Source organism: Alteromonas sp. ABH2_165, from assembly GCF_056159945.1.
On the sequence record NZ_JBSWWF010000012.1, the window covers coordinates 107,142 to 126,906 of the forward strand.

Annotated in this window: 24 protein-coding genes; 10 read left to right on the forward strand and 14 right to left on the reverse strand. The window is 44.8% G+C overall.

Features of this window, described 5'->3' with window-relative positions:
* Positions 1-222: 222 nt before the first annotated feature.
* From ACXAFQ_RS20155 to ACXAFQ_RS20190, 8 genes are all read left to right on the forward strand, one after another.
* The gene (locus ACXAFQ_RS20155; protein WP_474825157.1) at positions 223-1,926 is read left to right on the forward strand and encodes an EAL domain-containing response regulator; all 1,704 of its coding nucleotides are present in this window, start codon (positions 223-225) and stop codon (positions 1,924-1,926) included.
* Positions 1,927-2,065: 139 nt separating this feature from the next.
* Positions 2,066-4,102, forward strand: coding sequence for an oligopeptidase A (gene prlC / locus ACXAFQ_RS20160; RefSeq protein WP_474825158.1), 2,037 nt, complete (start codon positions 2,066-2,068; stop codon positions 4,100-4,102).
* Positions 4,102-4,788, forward strand: coding sequence for a DNA-3-methyladenine glycosylase I (locus tag ACXAFQ_RS20165; protein ID WP_474825159.1), 687 nt, complete (start codon positions 4,102-4,104; stop codon positions 4,786-4,788). The genes prlC and ACXAFQ_RS20165 overlap by 1 nt, the downstream gene beginning before the upstream one ends.
* Before the next feature lie 144 nt (positions 4,789-4,932).
* Complete coding sequence (gene ubiE, locus ACXAFQ_RS20170) at positions 4,933-5,715, forward strand: bifunctional demethylmenaquinone methyltransferase/2-methoxy-6-polyprenyl-1,4-benzoquinol methylase UbiE (RefSeq protein ID WP_474825160.1); 783 nt, start codon at positions 4,933-4,935, stop codon at positions 5,713-5,715.
* Positions 5,715-6,365, forward strand: a complete 651-nt coding sequence (locus tag ACXAFQ_RS20175; protein WP_474825161.1) for a ubiquinone biosynthesis accessory factor UbiJ — start codon at positions 5,715-5,717, stop codon at positions 6,363-6,365. The genes ubiE and ACXAFQ_RS20175 overlap by 1 nt, the downstream gene beginning before the upstream one ends.
* A 12-nt stretch (positions 6,366-6,377) precedes the next feature.
* Positions 6,378-8,018 (forward strand): ubiquinone biosynthesis regulatory protein kinase UbiB, encoded by a 1,641-nt coding sequence (gene ubiB / locus ACXAFQ_RS20180; protein ID WP_070126269.1) that lies wholly within the window; start codon positions 6,378-6,380, stop codon positions 8,016-8,018.
* 289 nt (positions 8,019-8,307) lie between these two features.
* On the forward strand, positions 8,308-8,517 hold the full coding sequence (gene cspE / locus ACXAFQ_RS20185; RefSeq protein ID WP_070126270.1) for a transcription antiterminator/RNA stability regulator CspE: 210 nt from the start codon (positions 8,308-8,310) through the stop codon (positions 8,515-8,517).
* Between the two features lie 256 nt (positions 8,518-8,773).
* Entirely contained in the window at positions 8,774-9,451 is a 678-nt protein-coding gene (locus tag ACXAFQ_RS20190; RefSeq protein WP_474825162.1) for a hypothetical protein, read from the forward strand.
* Between the two features lie 186 nt (positions 9,452-9,637).
* Here the strand turns inward: ACXAFQ_RS20190 and ACXAFQ_RS20195 are convergent, their stop codons facing one another.
* From ACXAFQ_RS20195 to ACXAFQ_RS20240, 10 genes are all read right to left on the reverse strand, one after another.
* Positions 9,638-9,889 (reverse strand): hypothetical protein, encoded by a 252-nt coding sequence (locus tag ACXAFQ_RS20195; RefSeq protein WP_474825163.1) that lies wholly within the window; start codon positions 9,887-9,889, stop codon positions 9,638-9,640.
* 70 nt (positions 9,890-9,959) lie between these two features.
* The gene (locus ACXAFQ_RS20200; RefSeq protein WP_474825164.1) at positions 9,960-10,574 is read right to left on the reverse strand and encodes a hypothetical protein; all 615 of its coding nucleotides are present in this window, start codon (positions 10,572-10,574) and stop codon (positions 9,960-9,962) included.
* Positions 10,501-10,809, reverse strand: coding sequence for an alpha/beta fold hydrolase (locus ACXAFQ_RS20205; protein WP_474825165.1), 309 nt, complete (start codon positions 10,807-10,809; stop codon positions 10,501-10,503). Before ACXAFQ_RS20205 ends, ACXAFQ_RS20200 begins: the two co-directional genes overlap by 74 nt.
* Positions 10,810-10,905: 96 nt before the next feature.
* Positions 10,906-11,400 carry an arsinothricin resistance N-acetyltransferase ArsN1 family B gene (locus ACXAFQ_RS20210; RefSeq protein WP_474825166.1) on the reverse strand — a complete coding sequence of 165 codons (495 nt, stop codon included), beginning with the start codon at positions 11,398-11,400 and terminating at the stop codon, positions 10,906-10,908.
* 108 nt (positions 11,401-11,508) lie between these two features.
* Entirely contained in the window at positions 11,509-11,769 is a 261-nt protein-coding gene (locus tag ACXAFQ_RS20215) for a hypothetical protein (protein WP_474825167.1), read from the reverse strand.
* Between the two features lie 265 nt (positions 11,770-12,034).
* Positions 12,035-12,574, reverse strand: coding sequence for an isochorismatase family protein (locus ACXAFQ_RS20220; RefSeq protein ID WP_474825168.1), 540 nt, complete (start codon positions 12,572-12,574; stop codon positions 12,035-12,037).
* A gap of 411 nt (positions 12,575-12,985) precedes the next feature.
* Positions 12,986-13,840, reverse strand: a complete 855-nt coding sequence (locus ACXAFQ_RS20225) for an acyl-CoA thioester hydrolase/BAAT C-terminal domain-containing protein (protein ID WP_474825169.1) — start codon at positions 13,838-13,840, stop codon at positions 12,986-12,988.
* 35 nt (positions 13,841-13,875) lie between these two features.
* On the reverse strand, positions 13,876-14,343 hold the full coding sequence (locus ACXAFQ_RS20230) for a hypothetical protein (RefSeq protein ID WP_474825170.1): 468 nt from the start codon (positions 14,341-14,343) through the stop codon (positions 13,876-13,878).
* A 110-nt stretch (positions 14,344-14,453) separates the two neighbouring features.
* Positions 14,454-14,654 (reverse strand): hypothetical protein, encoded by a 201-nt coding sequence (locus ACXAFQ_RS20235; protein WP_474825171.1) that lies wholly within the window; start codon positions 14,652-14,654, stop codon positions 14,454-14,456.
* A gap of 80 nt (positions 14,655-14,734) precedes the next feature.
* Entirely contained in the window at positions 14,735-15,238 is a 504-nt protein-coding gene (locus ACXAFQ_RS20240) for a flavodoxin family protein (protein ID WP_474825172.1), read from the reverse strand.
* Positions 15,239-16,092: 854 nt separating this feature from the next.
* On the opposite strand from ACXAFQ_RS20240, the gene ACXAFQ_RS20245 reads away from it, so the two are divergent.
* Both ACXAFQ_RS20245 and ACXAFQ_RS20250 read left to right on the forward strand, forming a co-directional pair.
* Positions 16,093-16,515, forward strand: a complete 423-nt coding sequence (locus ACXAFQ_RS20245; RefSeq protein ID WP_474825173.1) for a putative toxin-antitoxin system toxin component, PIN family — start codon at positions 16,093-16,095, stop codon at positions 16,513-16,515.
* Between the two features lies 1 nt (position 16,516).
* Positions 16,517-16,627 carry a toxin-antitoxin system HicB family antitoxin gene (locus tag ACXAFQ_RS20250; RefSeq protein ID WP_474825174.1) on the forward strand — a complete coding sequence of 37 codons (111 nt, stop codon included), beginning with the start codon at positions 16,517-16,519 and terminating at the stop codon, positions 16,625-16,627.
* Between the two features lie 815 nt (positions 16,628-17,442).
* On the opposite strand, the gene ACXAFQ_RS20255 is transcribed toward ACXAFQ_RS20250, so the two are convergent.
* The 4 genes from ACXAFQ_RS20255 to ACXAFQ_RS20270 all read right to left on the reverse strand — a co-directional run bounded on the left by ACXAFQ_RS20255 (position 17,443) and on the right by ACXAFQ_RS20270 (position 19,648).
* Positions 17,443-17,802, reverse strand: a complete 360-nt coding sequence (locus ACXAFQ_RS20255) for a hypothetical protein (RefSeq protein WP_474825175.1) — start codon at positions 17,800-17,802, stop codon at positions 17,443-17,445.
* Between the two features lie 132 nt (positions 17,803-17,934).
* Complete coding sequence (locus ACXAFQ_RS20260) at positions 17,935-18,381, reverse strand: methyltransferase family protein (protein ID WP_474825176.1); 447 nt, start codon at positions 18,379-18,381, stop codon at positions 17,935-17,937.
* A 60-nt stretch (positions 18,382-18,441) separates the two neighbouring features.
* Positions 18,442-19,032 carry a Crp/Fnr family transcriptional regulator gene (locus ACXAFQ_RS20265; protein WP_474825177.1) on the reverse strand — a complete coding sequence of 197 codons (591 nt, stop codon included), beginning with the start codon at positions 19,030-19,032 and terminating at the stop codon, positions 18,442-18,444.
* Between the two features lie 91 nt (positions 19,033-19,123).
* Positions 19,124-19,648 carry a DUF8051 family protein gene (locus ACXAFQ_RS20270; protein WP_474825178.1) on the reverse strand — a complete coding sequence of 175 codons (525 nt, stop codon included), beginning with the start codon at positions 19,646-19,648 and terminating at the stop codon, positions 19,124-19,126.
* Between the last annotated feature and the right edge of the window lie 117 nt (positions 19,649-19,765).

Consider the following 19,765-nt stretch of genomic DNA (forward strand, 5'->3'; position numbering starts at 1 on the left):
TATTTATCAGTTTTTTATTTTTCAAATATAAGCTTTAAGACATCAGTAGGGAAAATTATATCAATTTATAACTGAGTACTAATCCCCATTCAGCCAAAACCTCACCGGAAACTATAATCAAGCAAAGGGTAAATTATGTTGAAAAAACCAACAATATTGCCTGCATTGCGCATTTAGTTTTATCAGTGTCTAACATTCTGGCTCCGGGCTGTGAGGAAAATCATGTCAGCAACAAATACGGCAGTAACGCAATTACACAAACTTGAGCTTCTTATTGTAGACGATGAACCGTCGGTCGTCAGATCATTGAAGCGGGCTATCAGGCCCTCTGGTTACGTGATTCATACCGCTGGGAGCGGCCAGGAAGCCATGAAAGTACTGGCCAATAATAATGTGGCGGTGGTGCTAACCGATCACAGAATGCCGGGCATGTCTGGTGCCGAACTGCTGAAATACATCAATCAGTTTTATCCGCAAACCATTACGCTCATGCTTAGTGGTGAGAGCGATTTTAATATGGCGGTGGGCTTGTTGAATAACGGCCTAGCGAATAAGTATTTCACTAAGCCCTGGAACACAGGTCAGCTTGTGAATGAAATCGACCAAGCTTTTGCATTTTATAAAGGGCGAAGGGAGCTAGGTTGGCAGCGTCGGATAGAAGAGTTGTCGAGCCAGGTTGAAGAGTCTAGTGAGTTACCTGACGCTTCGAACGTGGTGAATATCGATGCCAGTGCTACGGTTATTGCGGTGAAACTCGTGAATATGGACGATGTTTCGTATAGCCATGGGGAGTCCACCATGGCCGCGCTCATCGATGAGGTTGATAAGATCATTTTCGAGACTGCAGAAAACGCGTTCAATATGAAAAGTGATGAGTTTGGTTTATTTACTTTTCAATTGCGTCAAACCGACGAAGCCGAACTGCAAAGTTGGTGTGCCATGTTACGCCGTAAATTACAGCGCACGTATTCCATCAACAAACGGGCAGTTTACTGTCAGGTGGGTGTTGGCTTCCGCGTGCTTGGTAAGTCGCCCGTCGACTTCAATACATTAGTGAAAAACCTGGAATTAACGATTCTGCGGGAAATGCATTCCAGCAACGTGTCTAACCTCGATGATGATGCCATTGAGCGCTATCAACGACAGCAACATATTCGTGCCGACGTGCAAAGAGCGTTAGATGACAACCAGTTTAAGCTGGCATTTCAGCCGAAAGTGACTTTGAAAACCGGCATGGTGGAAGGGGCTGAAGTATTGCTTCGCTGGCAGCATCATCAGTTAGGCTGGGTGCCGCCTGCAGAGTTTGTACGTTTAGCTGAACTCGATGGTCAGATTGAAGCGATTGGCGAATGGGTGCTGCGTCAGGGCGTGCGTAACGCTTCTGAACTTATCCGTTTAAATCCTGACATTAAGCGGATCTCGATGAATGTGTCTGCAAAGCAATTGCAGAATCACCACATTGTGCAAATTCTAAAAGATGAGATTGAGCTGTACGCACTCGATCCTGCCAGCCTGGAACTTGAAATTACAGAAACGGCCATTGCCACTAATAGTGAGTATGTGCACGGACTATTGTGGCAACTGAAATTACTGGGAGTAAAAATCGCCATCGATGATTTTGGTGCAGGTTTTACTTCAATGTCGTATCTGGCCAAGCTGCCCGTAGATGTATTAAAGCTGGATAAATCGCTGGTAGACAATATTGACTTTGAAGTGAATAAGCGTGAATTGGTGAAAAGTCTGATTGATGCCTGTAAGCGCCTGAACATTGAAACCATCGCTGAAGGCGTGGAAACCGAAGAAGTGTTACGGGTGCTCCAGCACATCGGTTGCGAACAGGTGCAGGGGTTCTATTTCAGCAAAGCGGTACCGCGCATTGAACTGGAAAAGATAGTCATCAAGCAACCATTTACCTCAATGATATAAAAACGCTTGTTTTTGTGTTCTGTGATCCCAACATCTGAGTTAATGTTATTAAGTGATGCGGGCTGTGTAACACCTGCCCGCAGTGACACTTAGCTACCATAATCAAGTCACATGACATCAAATTACGAGCGAGATCATTATGACTACCCCTGCTATCGAGCAAGTCGACGGATTGCCACTGTTCTCCGGCATCAAACCTGAAGAAATTAAACCTGCTATTGAAAAGGCGATTGCCCATTGTAAAACCACCATTGATGAGGTGGTGGCGAGCCAAGACTACAGCTACGCCAATGTAGTCGCAAAAATTGAAGAAGCCGATGACCGTTTAGGAAAAATGTGGTCGCCGGTATCTCATATGAATTCCGTGGTAAGCAGTGATGAACTGCGCGACGCCCACGACGGTTGCCTGCCGCTGTTGTCTGAATACGGCACCTGGGTTGGTCAACATGAAGGTCTGTATAATGCTTACATTGCGCTGAAAGACAGCGAAGAGTTTGCCGAACTCGACGAGCAGCGTCAGAAACTTATTACCAATACCATCCGCGATTTCACTTTGTCTGGTGTAGCACTGCCTACTGATCAGAAAAAACGTTTTGCTGAAATTCAGGCTCGTCTAAGCGAGCTGTCTTCAACCTTCAGTAACAACGTGATGGACGCCACCATGGGGTGGAGCAAGCATGTTACTGACGAAGGTGAACTGTCAGGCTTACCAGAATCCGCATTGGCAGCCGCGGCGCAGGCTGCCCATCAAAAAGATTTACAAGGCTGGCTGTTTACCTTAGATATTCCGTCTTATCTGCCAGTAATGATGTATGCCGACAACGCGGCGTTGCGTGAGGAAATGTATCGCGCTTACACCACGCGTGCTTCGGAGCAGGGGCCAAACGCTGGCAAGTGGGATAACACGGGTATCATTCAGGAAACCCTGGCACTGCGCACTGAAATTGCCAAAATGCTGGACTTCTCTAGCTACGCAGAACGTTCTATTGCTACTAAAATGGCGCAATCGACGGATCAGGTTGTGAGCTTCTTAGAAGACCTCGCCGCAAAATCCCGTCCGCAAGCTCAGCAAGAACTGGAAGAGGTTAAAGCCTTTGCCGAAGCGCGCTTTGACGTAACCGAACTGAACGCCTGGGATTTACCTTACTACAGCGAAAAGCTGAAGCAGGAAAAGTACACCATTTCAGATGAAATGCTGCGCCCTTATTTCCCAGAAGACAAAGTACTGCATGGTCTGTTCCGCGTTGTGCACCAGCTGTACGGCTTAAAAATTGTCGAGCAGCCTGGCGTGGACGTATGGCATGACGATGTCCGTTACTTCACCATTACCGATGATGCCGATGCCTTGCGTGGTAGCTTCTATCTCGACCTGTACGCCCGTTCGAAAAAGCGTGGCGGTGCCTGGATGGATGAATGTCGTGTACGCCGCGTCAAAGAAGATGGCGAACTCCAATTACCGGTGGCGTACCTGACCTGTAACTTCAATGGGCCGGTAGGTGACAAACCTGCGTTGTTTACCCACGACGAAGTGGTAACCATGTTCCATGAGTTTGGTCACGGTATTCACCACATGCTGACAAAAATGTCGGTGGCGGGTGTGTCTGGTATCAACGGCGTACCTTGGGATGCGGTTGAGCTGCCCAGCCAGTTCCTGGAAAACTGGTGTTGGGAAGAAGAAGCACTGAACTTTATCTCTGGACACTACGAAACCGGTGAACCGTTACCAAACGATCTGCTGGATAAAATGCTGGCCGCCCGAGACTACCATTCTGCTATGCAGATGGTGCGTCAGCTGGAATTTAGTTTGTTCGATTTCCAAATGCACCAACAAGACGGCGCTACTGTTGATGTACAGGCCGTATTAAATGGTGTGCGTGAGCAGGTTGCGGTAGTTATCCCGCCAGAGTTTAACCGCTTCCAGCATAGCTTTGGTCATATCTTTGCTGGTGGCTACGCGGCCGGTTACTACAGCTATAAATGGGCTGAAGTGCTGTCTGCGGATGCGTTCAGTAAGTTTGAGGAAGACGGCATTTTCAATCGGGATACCGGTAAGTCGTTCCTGGAAAATATTCTGGAAATGGGCGGTAGCCGCGAGCCAATGGATCTGTTTGTCGCGTTCCGGGGCCGTGAACCGAAAGTGGATGCGCTGCTGCGTCACTCGGGGATCCGCACCTAATGAACATCGAACCGTTTGCAGATATTCTCAAACGGGCTGAACAACGAAAGGGTGGCGCTGCCGCCCTTTCTTATTATGTGTCTCAGCCTTTACCGCGAAAGCAAATTGCTGCCATTGATGATGCTCGCTTTCTGGCCGAAATGACCAAGAAAGTGTTCCAGTCGGGTTTTGTCTGGCGGGTGATTGAAGCCAAATGGCCAGATTTCGAAACCGTGTTTTTTGGTTTCGATATTGAAAAAATCCTGCTGATGCCAGACGAAATGTTCGAGCAAAAAGCCACGGATAAACGCATTGTCAGAAACTTTAAAAAAGTGATGACAGTACGGGATAACGCCCTGATGATTCAGGATATCCGGCATCATCATGGAAGTTTCGGTGAATTCGTTGCCAGCTTTGAGCCCGAGCGTATTACCGAACTTTGGCTGTATCTGAAAAAACATGGTGCGCGTCTGGGCGGCAATACCGGGCCTTATATGTTGCGGGCGTTGGGTGTGGACACGTTTTTGTTCTCTCGCGACGTAGAGGATTACCTGCGTAAACACGAAATCATTGATGGTACACTTACCAGTCAGAAAACCCTGAAAGCCGCAAATGCCTGTTTTGTGCAGTGGCAGCAAGAGAGCGGGTTATCGTTGCAGGAAATCAGCCAAATAGTGTCATTAAGCTGGGGTACCAATAACCGCTGAAGTAATGTGTCCCGGCATACTGATACTCGTCGTCTGGCGGGACAATATTATTGATTTAAATCCTAAACCCGATGGCAAAGCGCTGTAGATTGTCATCGGTTTTGGGTACACTTCTCATCACTTAATTTTAATGACAGGACTGCCATGAGCGATAATACGGCAAGCACAAATACACCTACCTCCGAACCCACTACGACGCACTTCGGCTACAAGCAGGTTGATAAGTCGCAGAAGGCATCAATGGTCGCCAGTGTGTTTGATTCTGTAGCAGCGAAATACGATGTCATGAACGACTTAATGTCGCTGGGTATTCATCGTTTATGGAAGCGCCATGCCATCGACTGCTCTGGCGTTCGCGCGGGACACAAAGTGCTGGATATTGCGGGTGGTACCGGCGATTTAACCGCAAAGTTTTCTCGTCTGGTTGGCCCTACCGGTTCTGTCACACTGGCAGACATTAACCTTTCTATGTTGAAAGTGGGCCGCGATAAACTGCGCGATCGTGGTCTGGTAAACAATATCGATTACGTGCAGGCCGACGCTGAAGCATTGCCGTTCCCGGACAACACCTTTGACGTGGTTACCATGGCATTCGGCTTACGTAATGTCACCGAAAAACAAAACGCACTGAATTCTATTTTCCGGGTGCTTAAGCCGGGTGGACGTTTGCTGGTACTGGAATTCTCTAAACCGACTACCGAACAACTCAGCAAATTATACGACGTCTACTCGTTCCATATTTTGCCGAAGATGGGCCAGATAGTGGCTAACGATGCTGAAAGCTATCAGTACCTGGCTGAGAGTATTCGTATGCACCCTGATCAGGAAACACTGAAAGGCATGTTTGAGCAGGCTGGTTTTGAGCAGTGTGATTATCAGAACCTCACCGGTGGTATTGTTGCCTTGCACCGGGGATATAAATTTTAATGCCTGCTGTTGCACTGTTCACCGCATCCATTGAGACAGCGATAAATAAAGCATTGTCACTGGATAGTGGCAGTGCAGCCCGCCTCAAGCCTCTCAATGGTAAGCGGCTCACCGTATTTCTCGCGGGTACACCAATCGCGCTCACACTGGTATTTTCAGACAAAGTCGACGTGCTGGCAGAGAACCAAAGCTTTGAAGACGTGGTTGCCGGCCTCGACGGTGCCACGTGCTGTATTAAAACCCGTCCCGATGTGCTGCCCGAGCTGCGTCAGAGCAGTAAAATTACCAGCCTGATTCAGCAAAACCGTTTATCCGTTGAAGGCGAGTTGAGCATTGCGCAGCAGGTGAGTAGCGTGTTCCAAAACTTGCATATCGACTGGGAAGAGCACGCATCGGCGTATATCGGCGACGTGGCAGCGCATACGCTATTTTCTTCAATCCAGAACGTGAAACTGCGAGCAGAGCGGTTTTTCGGTAATGCAAAAGCCGGTTTGGGCAATGCACTTACTGAAGAAAAAGACGTGGCAGTGCCAAGTATCGCCGTAGCGCATTTCGCCGACCAGGTAACTGACTTACGAGACGACGTGGAACGTTTCGAAGCCCGACTTGCCCAATTGGAACAAAAAACAACGTCTGCGGACAATCTCTGATTCGGATCTTTCATGCGTATTGGTCGTTTATATTTCATCAATAAAATCTTCCTGCAGCACGGGCTCGATGAGCTTATTCCATCACGCTGGCAGCCCTGGTACGTGCGGCTCGCTCGCAAGCTGATATTCTGGATCCCTAACGAACACAAAGACAAAACGCCCGGCGAACGTATAACCCTGGCGCTGCAGGAGCTTGGGCCAGTATTCATCAAATTTGGCCAAATGATGTCGACCCGACGCGATTTGCTGCCTCCAGCTATCGCCAACGAATTGGCTCGCTTGCAAGACAAAGTTGCGCCCTTCCCATCAGAAGAGGCAACCGCCCGGGTGCTGAGTAGTCTAAACATTCCCAAGCTGGATCTGATTTTTAGCTCCTTTGATGAACAACCCTTGGCGTCGGCATCCATCGCGCAGGTGCATGCTGCGGTGTTGAAAGAAAACGGTAAGGACGTGGTGGTAAAAGTGCTGCGTCCGGGCATTCGTAAAACCATCGACGCCGATATGGAACTCATGTTTACCCTGGCCGGTGTGCTGCAAAAATGGCTGCCTGACGGTAAGCGTTTGCGCCCTGTCGAGGTAGTAACTGAATATCAGAAAACCCTGGTGGACGAACTCGATCTCATGCGTGAGTCGGCCAACGGTATTCAGCTGCGTCGTAATTTTGAAGGCTCTGAGAGCCTGTATGTGCCGGAAATTTTCAGCGATTACTGTCGCCACGATGTACTGGTGATGGAACGTATTTACGGCATTCCAATCTCTAACATCAACACGCTGCTTGAACAAAATACCAATATGAAAAAGCTGGCAGAGCGGGGCGTAGAGGTATTTTTCACTCAGGTTTTCCGTGACAGCTTTTTCCATGCCGATATGCACCCTGGCAATATCTTCGTATCGCGAGAACATCCTGATAACCCGCAATACATCGCCATCGACTTTGGCATTGTGGGTACGCTGAACCGTGAAGATAAGCGCTATCTGGCAGAAAACTTCATAGCGTTTTTCAATCGGGATTATCGTAAAGTCGCTCAGCTGCACGCCGATTCTGGCTGGGTGCCAGCTGACACCAATATTGATGAATTCGAAATGGCTATCCGCACGGTGTGCGAGCCTATCTTCCAGAAGCCGCTGGCAGAGATCTCCTTCGGCAATGTACTGCTGCAACTGTTTAACACCGCGCGCCGTTTTAACATGGTTGTGCAGCCGCAACTCGTGCTGTTACAGAAAACCTTATTGTATGTTGAAGGGTTGGGACGTCAGTTGTATCCGCAATTGGATTTGTGGCAAACCGCTAAGCCATTCCTAGAGAACTGGATGAAGCAACAGATTGGCGTGAAGGCCATGTTCTCAAAGGTGAAAGATAACTTGCCGTTCTGGTCGGAAAAGCTGCCAGAAATGCCCGATTTGCTGTACGACAGCTTAAAGCAAGTAAAAGCCATGCCGCTGCAAATATCGCGCAATCATCAGGAACTCACAAGGCTTCAGTTGGAAGCGGCTAAAGCCAATCACTGGGTTATTGCTGGGGCGACATTTATTGTTGTTGCGGCAATTCTGCCTATTTACGTTCCTCAATGGTGGGTACCAGTTATTAGCGGTGCTGTGGGTGTAGGCTGTTGGATTCAGGGTTGGCGACATAGCCATCCTGCGTCTTCGTAAACGGCATTTTTTCTGACATTCCCGTTACGAAATTATTATAATTTTCTGATACCGGTGAATTTTTGTATCATTTTTCTAACCAACTGTTATAGTGGTTTCTGGCTTAATTGCCTTAGGTCTTTTTAAGACGAGATTATTTTTGTTTCTACCATGATGTTTTGAACGCTCTGGTTACACCTGTAATTGTAGTAAGTTGTTTTTCCATCCAATGTAAGACCCAAATATTTCGTTCAAAGAGGCCGAGAGTAAAGCGCTTCGGCGCAGTTTTGTTGAAAGTTTTGAGGTCTACATGTCTAAAGTTACAGGCACCGTTAAATGGTTTAACGCAGATAAAGGTTATGGATTCCTGACTCAGGATAGCGGCGACAAAGATGTATTCGTACATTTCCGTGCTATCGTTTCTGAAGGGTACAAAACCCTGAATGAAGGTCAGCGAGTTGAGTTCGAAGTCGAGCAAGGTCAAAAAGGTCTGCAGGCTGCTAACGTAAGCGCTATCTGATTTCCAAAAAAACGGTGACATCTGTCACCGTTTTTTTATTTCTCCCCCCTTTTAACAGCAACGATGGTCATCGTGTCTTATTGCTGTTGATTTCTATTTCTTTACACTATTTACTTAAAACTGCGCATTCTTGGCACAACGTTTTGTGTCAGTTACATTATGTAACGGTTTATTTCACTGCAATTTGCTCTTGTTCCATATACTCATGCGTATACGCTAAATACAGTGCGCGTACAGACATCTTAAAGGAGCTTTCATGTCGCTAGTTTCTCGCCAATTTTTTCTGGTCTTTCTGTGTTGTATTCTTAGCTCGTCCTACGCGTTTGCTCAGTCGGCAGATGAAATTGTGGCAGTGGTGTTAGGTAAATCAATAACAATCGATGAAGTGTCGCCTACGGGGGAAGAGTTGAATGCGGTTGCCAAAGCGACCGGTGTTTCTCGGGACCTGGCGATGTCTCAATTTCAGCATGCCCAACTCACCGAGCTGATCATCAAGGCTGTTTTGGATGACTATGCATTGCAGAAGGGCATCGAAGCAGATCCTGCTATGGTGAAGCGCTTCCTCGAGGTTTTCGGCGAAAGTTTAGCTGCCCAAGATGATGTTCCAAAGGAAGTGGGTGAAGATGAAGAGCTGGCGAAAGCCTTTGCCGAGAAAAAGCGAGCACCAAAGGAAGTGGCTGAAGAGCAGGTTAAACACTGGCTAACTGAGAAAGCCATGTACGAAGAATTTGGCGGTCCAGTGGTATTCCGCTCAACCGCTCCGCAATATCCTGTTGGCGCTTATCAGAAGCTCTTAGCGCAATATGCAAAACAAGAGAAGCTCATCATTCGTGCTCCCGCCTTTGCAGGTATATTCTGGCGCGGGTTTGAGCCCCCTTATAACGCAGAAATTGAGCCTCAGAATGTCGATTTCAGCAAGCCTTGGTGGTACTGAATCTCGATAATGCCTACGGGTTTAGAGGCTTCTTTTTGTTCTTTTTAAACAGACCCATCCAAAAAACGCTCTCTACAGCCAAGGCTAATACAACCAGAGCAAAGGTACCGGTAGAAATACCTAGTGAGTAGAGGTGAATAGCCAAAAACAGAATGCAGGCTAGCAGTAGGTAACGCAAAAAGGTTTTCATGAAAACGCTCGCATAAAATCTTGTGAATGAAGATTTAACAGGCGGCGCGACACAATTACAAACATGGAAATGTAACGAGTTAATTCATGGCCTGCGCCGCTGCAGCTTTCATAAGGGCTAGCGTCTGGAAATTCGCCGGATTTTATAGAAGACAACACCGTCTCATCAATGTGTGAGCCAGCTTTTAAGCCGCCACTGTGCGAGCCATGACGTTCTCCACTCTCACCCGCTTTATGATCAGCAATCATTCCCAACACTGTGCAGCCCTGAAGCAATATAAACATTATTAGTTAGCTAGCAATTTTCATAAAAAGTCCTTTAGTCGTGTGCTGAATATGCCGGTAACTCGCGAATGAGTTCAATAACCTTGTCCGGATCAGAAAGATGTAAATGATGCTTGGATGACTCTGAATATAAGACTTTACTGTTTGAAGATAGTGCTAGAAAGCTGGCCTCAGCTTTGTTAAAAAGTGTGTCCATCTTAGCCGCTATCTCAGCGGGTACAAAAGGCGGATCGTAAGCTTCGTCAGATGCCTTTGCGCGTAGCACTATCACTGGCTTATCACCAAAATTCTGCGCATCGACCAGTTGTGTGTAGCTTTTAATATGATCAATTTTCTCAGGCGCGCGTTCGAACATAGGGTTATGTACACTCTGCTCAAACTGATAATAGTCAATCAACTCCTCATTATCCGATGTAAAGTTGTCAGGCCAGCGAGTACCCATCATGTGAAAATAACCAAAAGGAGGCGGGTCGATAAGCATCACGCCAAGCACCTCATCACTATAAAGCTTATTGTATGCAGTAATGACATAAGACGCATACGAACCGCCTGCAAAATAGTAGGGTGGGGCGATTTCAGCTGTTTGAAGTAAAGTGTGTAGCCGCACCATCAATATCGTAGGGAACAGGACCTTGTTCACTTTTGCCAAGACCGGCGCGATCATAGAAACAAACGCTAAAGTCTTCCTGTAGCTTGGTGATATTTTCTTGCCATGCACCATCAGACCCATAGCGGCTGAAACCTTGTTCAAGGATTAGCGTGGGCTTATCGTTCTCAAAGCACTCGAGATATAAATCAAAGCCGCCCACATCAAATTTATCTGCAATGGTAGCCTGAATGGCTGCGTCTTCAGCTTGAGTATGCCAGGCAAATAAAAGACTCAAAGGAATTAATATTGCCTTGATTAACGCTATGAACCGCATAACTCGCTCTCCCTGAGCTGTCCATTTCTTATACGACAACCTTACGACACTATGGCGTCAGTTGCACGCCAAACTGCGCTGCCAGAAGCCTACATCCAGCCATTGGTCAAATTTGTAGCCGATGTTCGGAAAGTGTCCGACCTTTTTCATCTGCACTTTTTCATGGAGTGCCACGCTGCCGGGATTAGGAAGGGTAATACAACCGATGACATTGATTATGCCCAGTGCCTGTAGCTCATTTATCAGCGTTTCGTACAGCTTCGTGCCATAGCCGTTACCGTGATGCTCAGGGGAAAGATAAACAGTAGATTCGACTGAAAAGCGGTAAGCACTGCGTGCTTTAAATGGCGTGGCGTATGCGTAGCCAATAATTTCATCGCTTTCTGTTAGCACAAGCCAGGGTAAATTTGAGGCCTGAACGGCCTCAATCCGGCTGGCCATTTCCGAGGTTGTTACCGGCGTTTCCTCGAAGGTAATAACCGTATTGCTAACATAGTGATTATAGATTGTCGCAATCGCCTCGGCATCGCTGGTGAGTGCATTTCTAATCATGATGTGGGTATTCCAATAATGTGTGACTCGTTCTGTTAGGCCGGTGAATTGGTGAGCTCAGGTAGTGCGGTGCTTTATTCGTCACCGCACTACAAGGCTGATCTGGAATCAATTATCCGTGCGGCTGATAACTTTGTAGCCTTGCGCTTCATACTCATTAATGCATTTTTGGTAGTTATTCTGCAATTTAATTTCGTCGAAATAGCCCAATCCGTAGGTATCACATTTCACTTTCATTTTGTCGCTGTTTTCCAGTACCGCGACCATTTTTAATTCGGCAAACCCGAATTTATAGGCGAGTTCAGTAAACTGGGTATAAAGTAATACACCGATGATGATGACGAGTGTTGCGGTAAGTGCTTTTTTCATTGTTTAGTCCTTTAAAAAATTAGGTTCATCCCTGTACAGCAACCGCCGTGCCATTAAACAAAGCCATGAAAACTGTGGGCTGAAGCGGCTATTAGAAAAATAGAAGAACGAAAGTTAACCACAATTTAGTGAATAGTCTTATTTTTTGGTCATCACTGACGTATTCCGAATGAAAACCAATTTCGGTGCAAAATGCCTGTGATACAGCGTAATCCCTAGCTGGCACAAATGCTTTAATATCTGTGACTTTCATTGATGCCCCACGTTATTTAATTAAGTTCAGAATGTGTTTAAACGCGGGTGACCGGCAATCTTTGACCAACTCATAGAGACACATTTCTAAGCCAGTAATTTCAACCCCGGCGGCGTTAAGCTTATCCATCGCTAACTGCTTGTTGGCATCCACCCGGGACGACACACAATCGCTAACCAGTTGAATGTCATAGTCTAACGCTTTGAGACCCATAGCCGTTTGATAAACACAAATATGTGCTTCAATACCACAAATAAGCCACGAGGTTTTTTCTGAGCTTTCGATTTCTTCAACAAAACGCGGTTCCTCACAGCCATTAAACGTGAATTTGGTAATAGGCTTATAAGCCGTGAGCTGAGATGCTATCTGCTCTGATGTTTTGCCCAATTTATCGGGGTTTTGTTCTAACCACACAATGGGTAAGTCCAAAGCTTGGGCGCCTTCGATCAGTTTTGCGCAGTTCGAAAGAAATGCATCACTGTTTGCAACTATTTGCGCGAGTTTGCCTTGTATATCAACAACCACCAAACCAGTGTTATTTTTATTCAGCATAGAAGCTACTCACTTTAGTTATGATCGCAGTTTTAATCGTCGTTGGGTTTCAACGGTGCGAGGAGTAAATATAATAATAAACACGCCCAACTTATAAACAAAGTCGCGATGATCCAAGCGAGTTTTTCGCTTCGGCCTACTTTCTTTGAACTGGAAATCACGAGGATCGGAATTCCCCAAAAAATGAAAATGAGCAGAAGCAAGGGAAACCAAGAAATGAAGATTGATGTTGCGGTATCCATGATGAAGTCCTTTTATGCTATTTGAGCCCTGCAATAAGGCGGGTACTCAAAAGCCAGGTTAGGTATTTTTGAGAATATTTCGGCTTGATGAATTCTCGCCAGGCAAAGTGCGTGGCGTTTCCAAAGTGCGTGGCGTTTCCAAAGTGGGTAGCACTACCAAAGCAGGTAGTTAATTGCTCTCAAGGCTGCTCACAAACGTTTGATATGGCTGTTCAGATTTATCTAAAAATTTGTAATCTAATAAGTGGCTAAGTGCTGGATAGTTAACGTGTTCACAAGTAGATAACTTGTTGCGCTTCATCCTTTCACAGACTTTTTCTGCCATTAAATTCGATGGCCAAATTTCATCTTTACCACCGGAATACAGAACAACATTACCCTGTATATTTTCTGTTTTTATTTTTGCTTTACCGTCATCTTGACGATTAGCGAGAGACTGGGAATAAAGGTCGAGTAAACCGTTTACGGCACCACTTGGATTAAATTGCACGAAAGGCAATGCTTGTTGTTCACGAGTCCAACTTGAACCTGGCGTTTTCTGCCAGTCTTTTAAAATGCCAGCCCAAACCACCGAGCTCGGCGCAATTGCGATAACTCTGTTGAACGCTGTGTCTTGTGAAGCAAGAAGCAACGATAATTCAGCGCCTTTCGACCAGCCCACTAGTGTCAGGTTGTTGTATTCTGGATGTTTGTGGCGCAACCAATTTTTCGCTTTTTCAAAATACTCTAGAGGTATCTTTTCTAATTCGTCAGGGAGTGATTCTTCTTTAAAGTAGGCGACTGCGAGGGTAGGGAAGCCATTATCGGCAATTACTTGAGCAAGACGAGTCGGGATGCCGCCCTCTGAGCCACCAAGCACAATAATGGGTTGTTTCAGAGACTCGGGCGATTGCGCATAATAATGCGCGACAAAACCATCGTCTTCAAAATCAATCTTCTGAACTGTAGAGCCTATTGCGAGAGTAGGGGCAAGAAAAGCACTGGAAAAGACGAGGGTAAGAAACAGTACGACAACTTTTTTCATCAAAACTCCATTTCTGATATTCAGATTAAGCATTGTTACGTTTTAGGATTTAAATACAGCGCTTTGCTCATCCCAATCACTTGGTTCGTATTGCTCGTTTTTTTCTGATGAATTGCTATGTGGTACTCAAGAGGAAGAGACATTTTTTTGAGAGCCTCTTTCGAGTAGCCAGCATCCTTAGATAACGGCGTATCCCACTTTATCGATATAGAGCCGTTCTGCTGGTTAATCTCACAAGGATTTCTCTCTTGTGATGTGGTTACCATTTGAGTTTGCGAACTTACGAACAAGACCGAGCAGGAGTAGAGATCAGAAATTTCATGATAATCATCGATGCTGTAATCGAACTTAACATCCAGTTGATATTTATCCGTACCAACTTTTCCGATTTCAGCGACTTCTAGATTAGTGATATTGGCCTGACTATTTTCAATTTTTGTGTAATTCATTGACGAACAGCCCGCCAATAGGGCGATAGAACCAATACATAAAATTTTCTTCATATTTTCCTCCATAAAAATATAAGTGCAGTAAATTTCAAAACGACTTACCGCAGTAGCTACACATCAAATCCTTTTCGATGCAGATAGTCAACCTTATTAACAAATTCAGATTATCGCTGCTTCATACACGCTACTGCTAACCCAGAAGACAGGAATGTGATGCCAGCATTAGAAGATATACCGGACATTACCGCCGCCAGTCGACCTTGGCTTAATCCTCTACCTATAGCGAGCAAGTTATCCGGACCAGGCGAGATCACTAAAAGTAAACAAGCTAATGTATAAGTAACGAATATCTCTAACGGAAACATAAAACCTCCTTGTTATATGATTCTAAGTCTCACTGCTGCCGTGTATACGTCCTGGCTAGCCTGCGGGCGACTACAGCAGGTTATTGTGCGATTTTGCTTAGATAACCTTGAATTGCCTGCCGGTGTTGTTCAAGGTTAAATTCATCTGGGCAGCAACAATATAGCGGTTCATGGTATTTCAGGCCAAGGTATCCAGATATTAGCTCGAATTGACTTGTGAAACTAAAAGGCAATTCAGGCTCTGTACCTGTAGCAATTACCGATATTGGCATGCCGCGCAGTTTTCGTCCAAGTTCTTTATTTGTTGTAAGTAAATCAGTAAACCGGTCAAAGAACGTTTTCATTTGTGCTGACATGGAATACCAGTATACAGGCGTAGCGAATACAACAAAGTCTGACGACACGATGCGTTCAATTAACGGTATGAAATCATCAGATTGATTACGAGATTCGTAGTCAAAATATGAAATTGATAAATTTTGAAGATCGACCGTGTGGGCTTGAAGGCTATCAGCAATCACACGGGATAACTTTGCTGTATTACCGTCAGATCTTGAGCTTGCTAAAACTACCAGAAAATTCAAATCGATATCCTTATCGCATTCGCACGCATAAACTGGCGGAACAAAGTCATGTTAAGTATGGTATATGAGCAAACTTAACACTAGGCAGTTGACGTCCGGTAGATTGCTTTGATAAGGCCATTCTCTACCATGAATACGGAGAGCTCGGAATAACAATTTAAGTGCTCCGCGCAATATGCGGGAAGCACGTAAAGCCCAGATTCCGCGGCCAGCTGGAGTAAAGCTATACACTCGAGCTGGCTTTTGTACTTAAAATGCAGAGCCCAGTCGTCTTCGAACCAAAGATCTACACCTAGTTTTGGAAATACGATATTGGGATGGTACATTTTGTCAAAGAGGCTAGCTATGTAACACCCGTAATCATTGCCTCCCACATAACGTGAGAATTGGAGCCTTTGGTTATTGTGTAGACCTCGATATCTATACTTCAAAGGCTCCTCTATCAAAACGAGATTTCGCAAAAAGTCTTTTATTTTCTTTGTCCAATCCGTCTTCTCTAATTCAGTTTCCGCATCAATGCGAGTTAAAGAGTTACTTTCATATAACCAGTGATCGAATATAGTAATTGCAGCCCAAGAGAAATCAGATTTTGTACAATCCTCATTGTATTTCAGAAGAAATGAGAAGCGATCTGAAAGTTCTTTGTTTTCAATCTTATCGACATTTCGGTGATTTCTCATGAGAGTCTTAGCGCCCAAATAAGGGGAAGTGGACAGGGGCACAGTCACGTGTGCGACAATGACGAAGCCGCCCGAGTGTTTTTATCCCAGTGCGCCCTAGCGCACGTCTTAATTTAATTGTTACCTGCCATTACCAAATTAAAAAGTGATATCATAGACGCTAGCGTTAGCCGTATGAATAAAGTCGTTATCGAAACCAGTGTACATATCATTGCTTTGATTGGCAAAGCTGGCCCAGCCCGTGAAATTATTCGTCGCTGCTTACTTGGCCAACTGAAACCTTTAGTGAGTACAACACTGTTTCTTGAATATGAAGCCGTTAGCAAAAGGCCTAAAATACAAGAGCTATGCCCATTAACTGAGGATGAAGTTAATGTTTTGCTAGCATCGTTTTTTGCTGTTTGCGAGTGGGTACAAATACATTACCTGTGGCGGCCAAATTTAAAAGATGAAGGCGATAATTTTCTCATCGAACTTGCCGTTGCCGGAAATGCTGGATCTATTATAACGAATAATCTTAAAGACTTAGGCAATGCTGAGTTGCAATTTGATGGCCTGAAAGTCTATTCGCCCGAAGAATATTTGAGAGGGGGTTAATATGTCGACTCTAACAGTACGTTTGCCAGATGATAAGCACAATAAGTTAAAGGCATTGGCGGCACACAAGAAACTAAGCCTAAATAAATTGATTGAAGAGTTAACAACTTAGGCGATTGCTGAGTTTGATACTGAAGTAAGGTTCAAAGCATTGGCTGCTGCCGGTGATCGGGAAAAAGGCTTAGATTTATTGAAGAAGCTGGATGAACACTTTGGCAGTTAACTTCTTCATTACGGGCAATAACTCGTAGGCTATAATTGGAGCTAAGCGACTGAGCTTACGTGCTTGCGTCACAGCGAGCCTACGAGCGATTCAATGCGTTTGTTTTGTTGCGAAGCCGAAGCGACGAAAGCAATCTACTTACTAAGGTGGTAATAACTAAAGGCAATTGCCCAGCCAATGAAGACAATTGCGGCAAGTGATGCAATCCCCTTCCATCGTCCAATAGATACTCTTGCCCCGCAAACTGGACAACAATAAATTGGGTGCTGTACGCCAGGCACTTTTCGCTCCACCGGATGAATAAGTGATTGGCATTTTTTACATTTGTAGCTCAAGGATATTCACCAGCAACCCAGTTTAGGAAGGTTTGAGCCGCTTGTTAGCTGTTTACTCGCCATCAAAGCCGAGGCTCTCTCTTGCTTCACACGTTTCGTAAGATAGAATTCCCTCGTTCTCCCATTTAAATAATTCCATTCTCGAAGTTTCTGTAAGAGGCTTGCGAATATTGTTGTCGTATAGGTATTCACTGGGATATGAACATTTTGATGACCAATGATTGATGAATTCATCTAAATTATCATGAGCGATGCTGAATGATGTATGCATGATTCTACTTTTTCCTAACGCCTAACTTTCCAATATCGGACGCAGCCGTCTCGGGTGTATGCGTCCCAGCGAACGATGTGAGTGAGTTGATTGGCTTGTCAGGTAACCTTGCTATCGATGTTTTTAAGAGCCGCCGCCGCCTCTTTAATGATATTTAGCCAACAAGTATCGCCCAATAGTTGCTCCATAGTTTGAGTTTTACTGTTCGCGTGTTCGTTCAAAAAACTAGTGAACTTTTGAAGCGCAATTAACTCATCTTGTGAAAAGCTTTTGTGGATTAAATCTGTTCCATCAGGCAAAGTCTCGAACGCTAAATCGTCAAACCACCAAGCTATGAATTCACTTTTGTAATCGTCGTATTCAACTTTACTCGAAAACTTCCTCTGACCTTCTGGGTCTGCGAGGAACTTCAATATTTCTATACATGACTCTCGAAAATTAACAGCCTCAATTTTCATTGGATACCTAGCGCCAAATTAAGGAGTGAAGCACGCGACCACGACACTTAATTTGACCACCGTAAACACTAAACTAGACCCAAACAAAAAATGCCAAGCGTGCTGAATCACTCTTAAATTGTTTGCTATGCTTTAAATCCACCGGCGTACTTTTCTACAGTATTCTTCGTATTCTATACCAAATTTTGTGTACATCATTTGTTCCTCATACGATATATACCACCTATCAGTTATTAAAAAGAAAGCAACTGTTAGTAAAAAAGATGAAAGAGAACCACCCATTAATATAGAAAATCCGAACATTGCTATAGTGAGCCCGAGATACATAGGGTTTCTAGTATATTTATAAATACCACTCGTAACTAACACCGTTGGTTCATCGAACGTCTTAATATTAGTGCTGAACTTCTTGAATAATTGTTTACCTAAAATTGAAAGTATCAGACCAATACCAATAATTGGAATGCCAGTTAGGTTGTATGGAAATTCAAGTGAGTGGGGGAGGCCTACACCCCAACAAATAAAACCCATAACAATGATAAAAATTAAGAACAAAAATGGTGGTAATAATTTTTTCATCTCGACACTCCGCTATAGTAAAGCTTGAGCATATAAGAATCATTTTACCGTTACCTTAACCTATGTTAAGCCCATCTCGCGACGAATACGAGACAGCGTAACATCCGTAACACCTATATACATAGCGACATGGCGAAGAGGTATACTCTGACTGTCATCACCAAATTCATTTAAAAATTCCAAGTAGCGCTCCTTCGCAGACAACATAAGAAAGCCGGCCTCTCTCTTTTCTTTCTTTAAAACTAAGCGTTCAAACATCTTGCGCGCTAAGTCTGCCCAATTACTATTGGATTTTGAAAGTTCCAGCAAATTTGAGTAGCTTACCGAAGCGATAATGCACCTTGTAAGTGTCTGAGCAAAAAACGGGCAAGGACTACCCTCAACAATTGAACTAAGACTCGCAAAAGTCCCGCCTTTTCTTACCAGCGATTTATTCCGCTCGTTACCATTTTTATCAACATAAAAATACCTACCAACACCACTAAGAACAAAATGGACATCTAGGGGGAAATCGCCACTAGAAAAGATATACTCCTTCGAACAGCAACACCTGAAACTAAAAAACGGGAGAGCTTTTTTCATATCAGCTTCGCTTAAAGTGCCGATATATGAGAGCGTCTCAAGCAACAGCTTTTTATCAGTATCTTCCATATCTTCATCTCAAACAAACAAACGAACGAATAAAGAGCATAACGTCGCAAATAACTGGTGCAAATGGAGCGCAGCGGAATTTGCATCCGAGTTAATTTGCCTTGTTATGCGATTTTTTCATTGCCGATTTTGTAGCGAATACGACTATTCCAACACCAAGGACGATCACTGCAACCAGTATCAAAAATGTGGTTCCAGATGAAATCCCGAATGCGTTTTCACCAGTTTTTGGTATGAATAGGTAAATAAATGAGAAAAGTGTTAGCGGTATCGACAGGACAAGCCCAACCAACTCAATACAGAATAATGCTCTCGGCATTTTGTCTGGCGAGACAGGAAATATTTTTCCCAAATCCAGCGCATATACAAAAAAATACGAAATTCCACAAAGTGCTGAAGCGATGACTGCAAGCTTGGATCCTACAAACGCAAAATAGACCAATATAAGGCTGCCAATCCCTAATACCGTGAGAAACACATTGAATATCCCCAGTGTCATGGGAGATATATGCGAGAAATTTCTATTTTCAATTGGACCGCCAGGAATAAGAATTCCAAGTAATACTGCTGATAGTCCAAGCAAGCTTGCCACAGCATATCCGAGATAATGTTCCATGTTTTTCCCCGCCTAACACCCGCATAACGGGCAAAAATACGTGGGCTACAATTTCAAGCGAAGCGCCAGGAGCCCACGTGTTTTTGTCCCCAACGAGCGCAGCGAGTGTTAATGCGC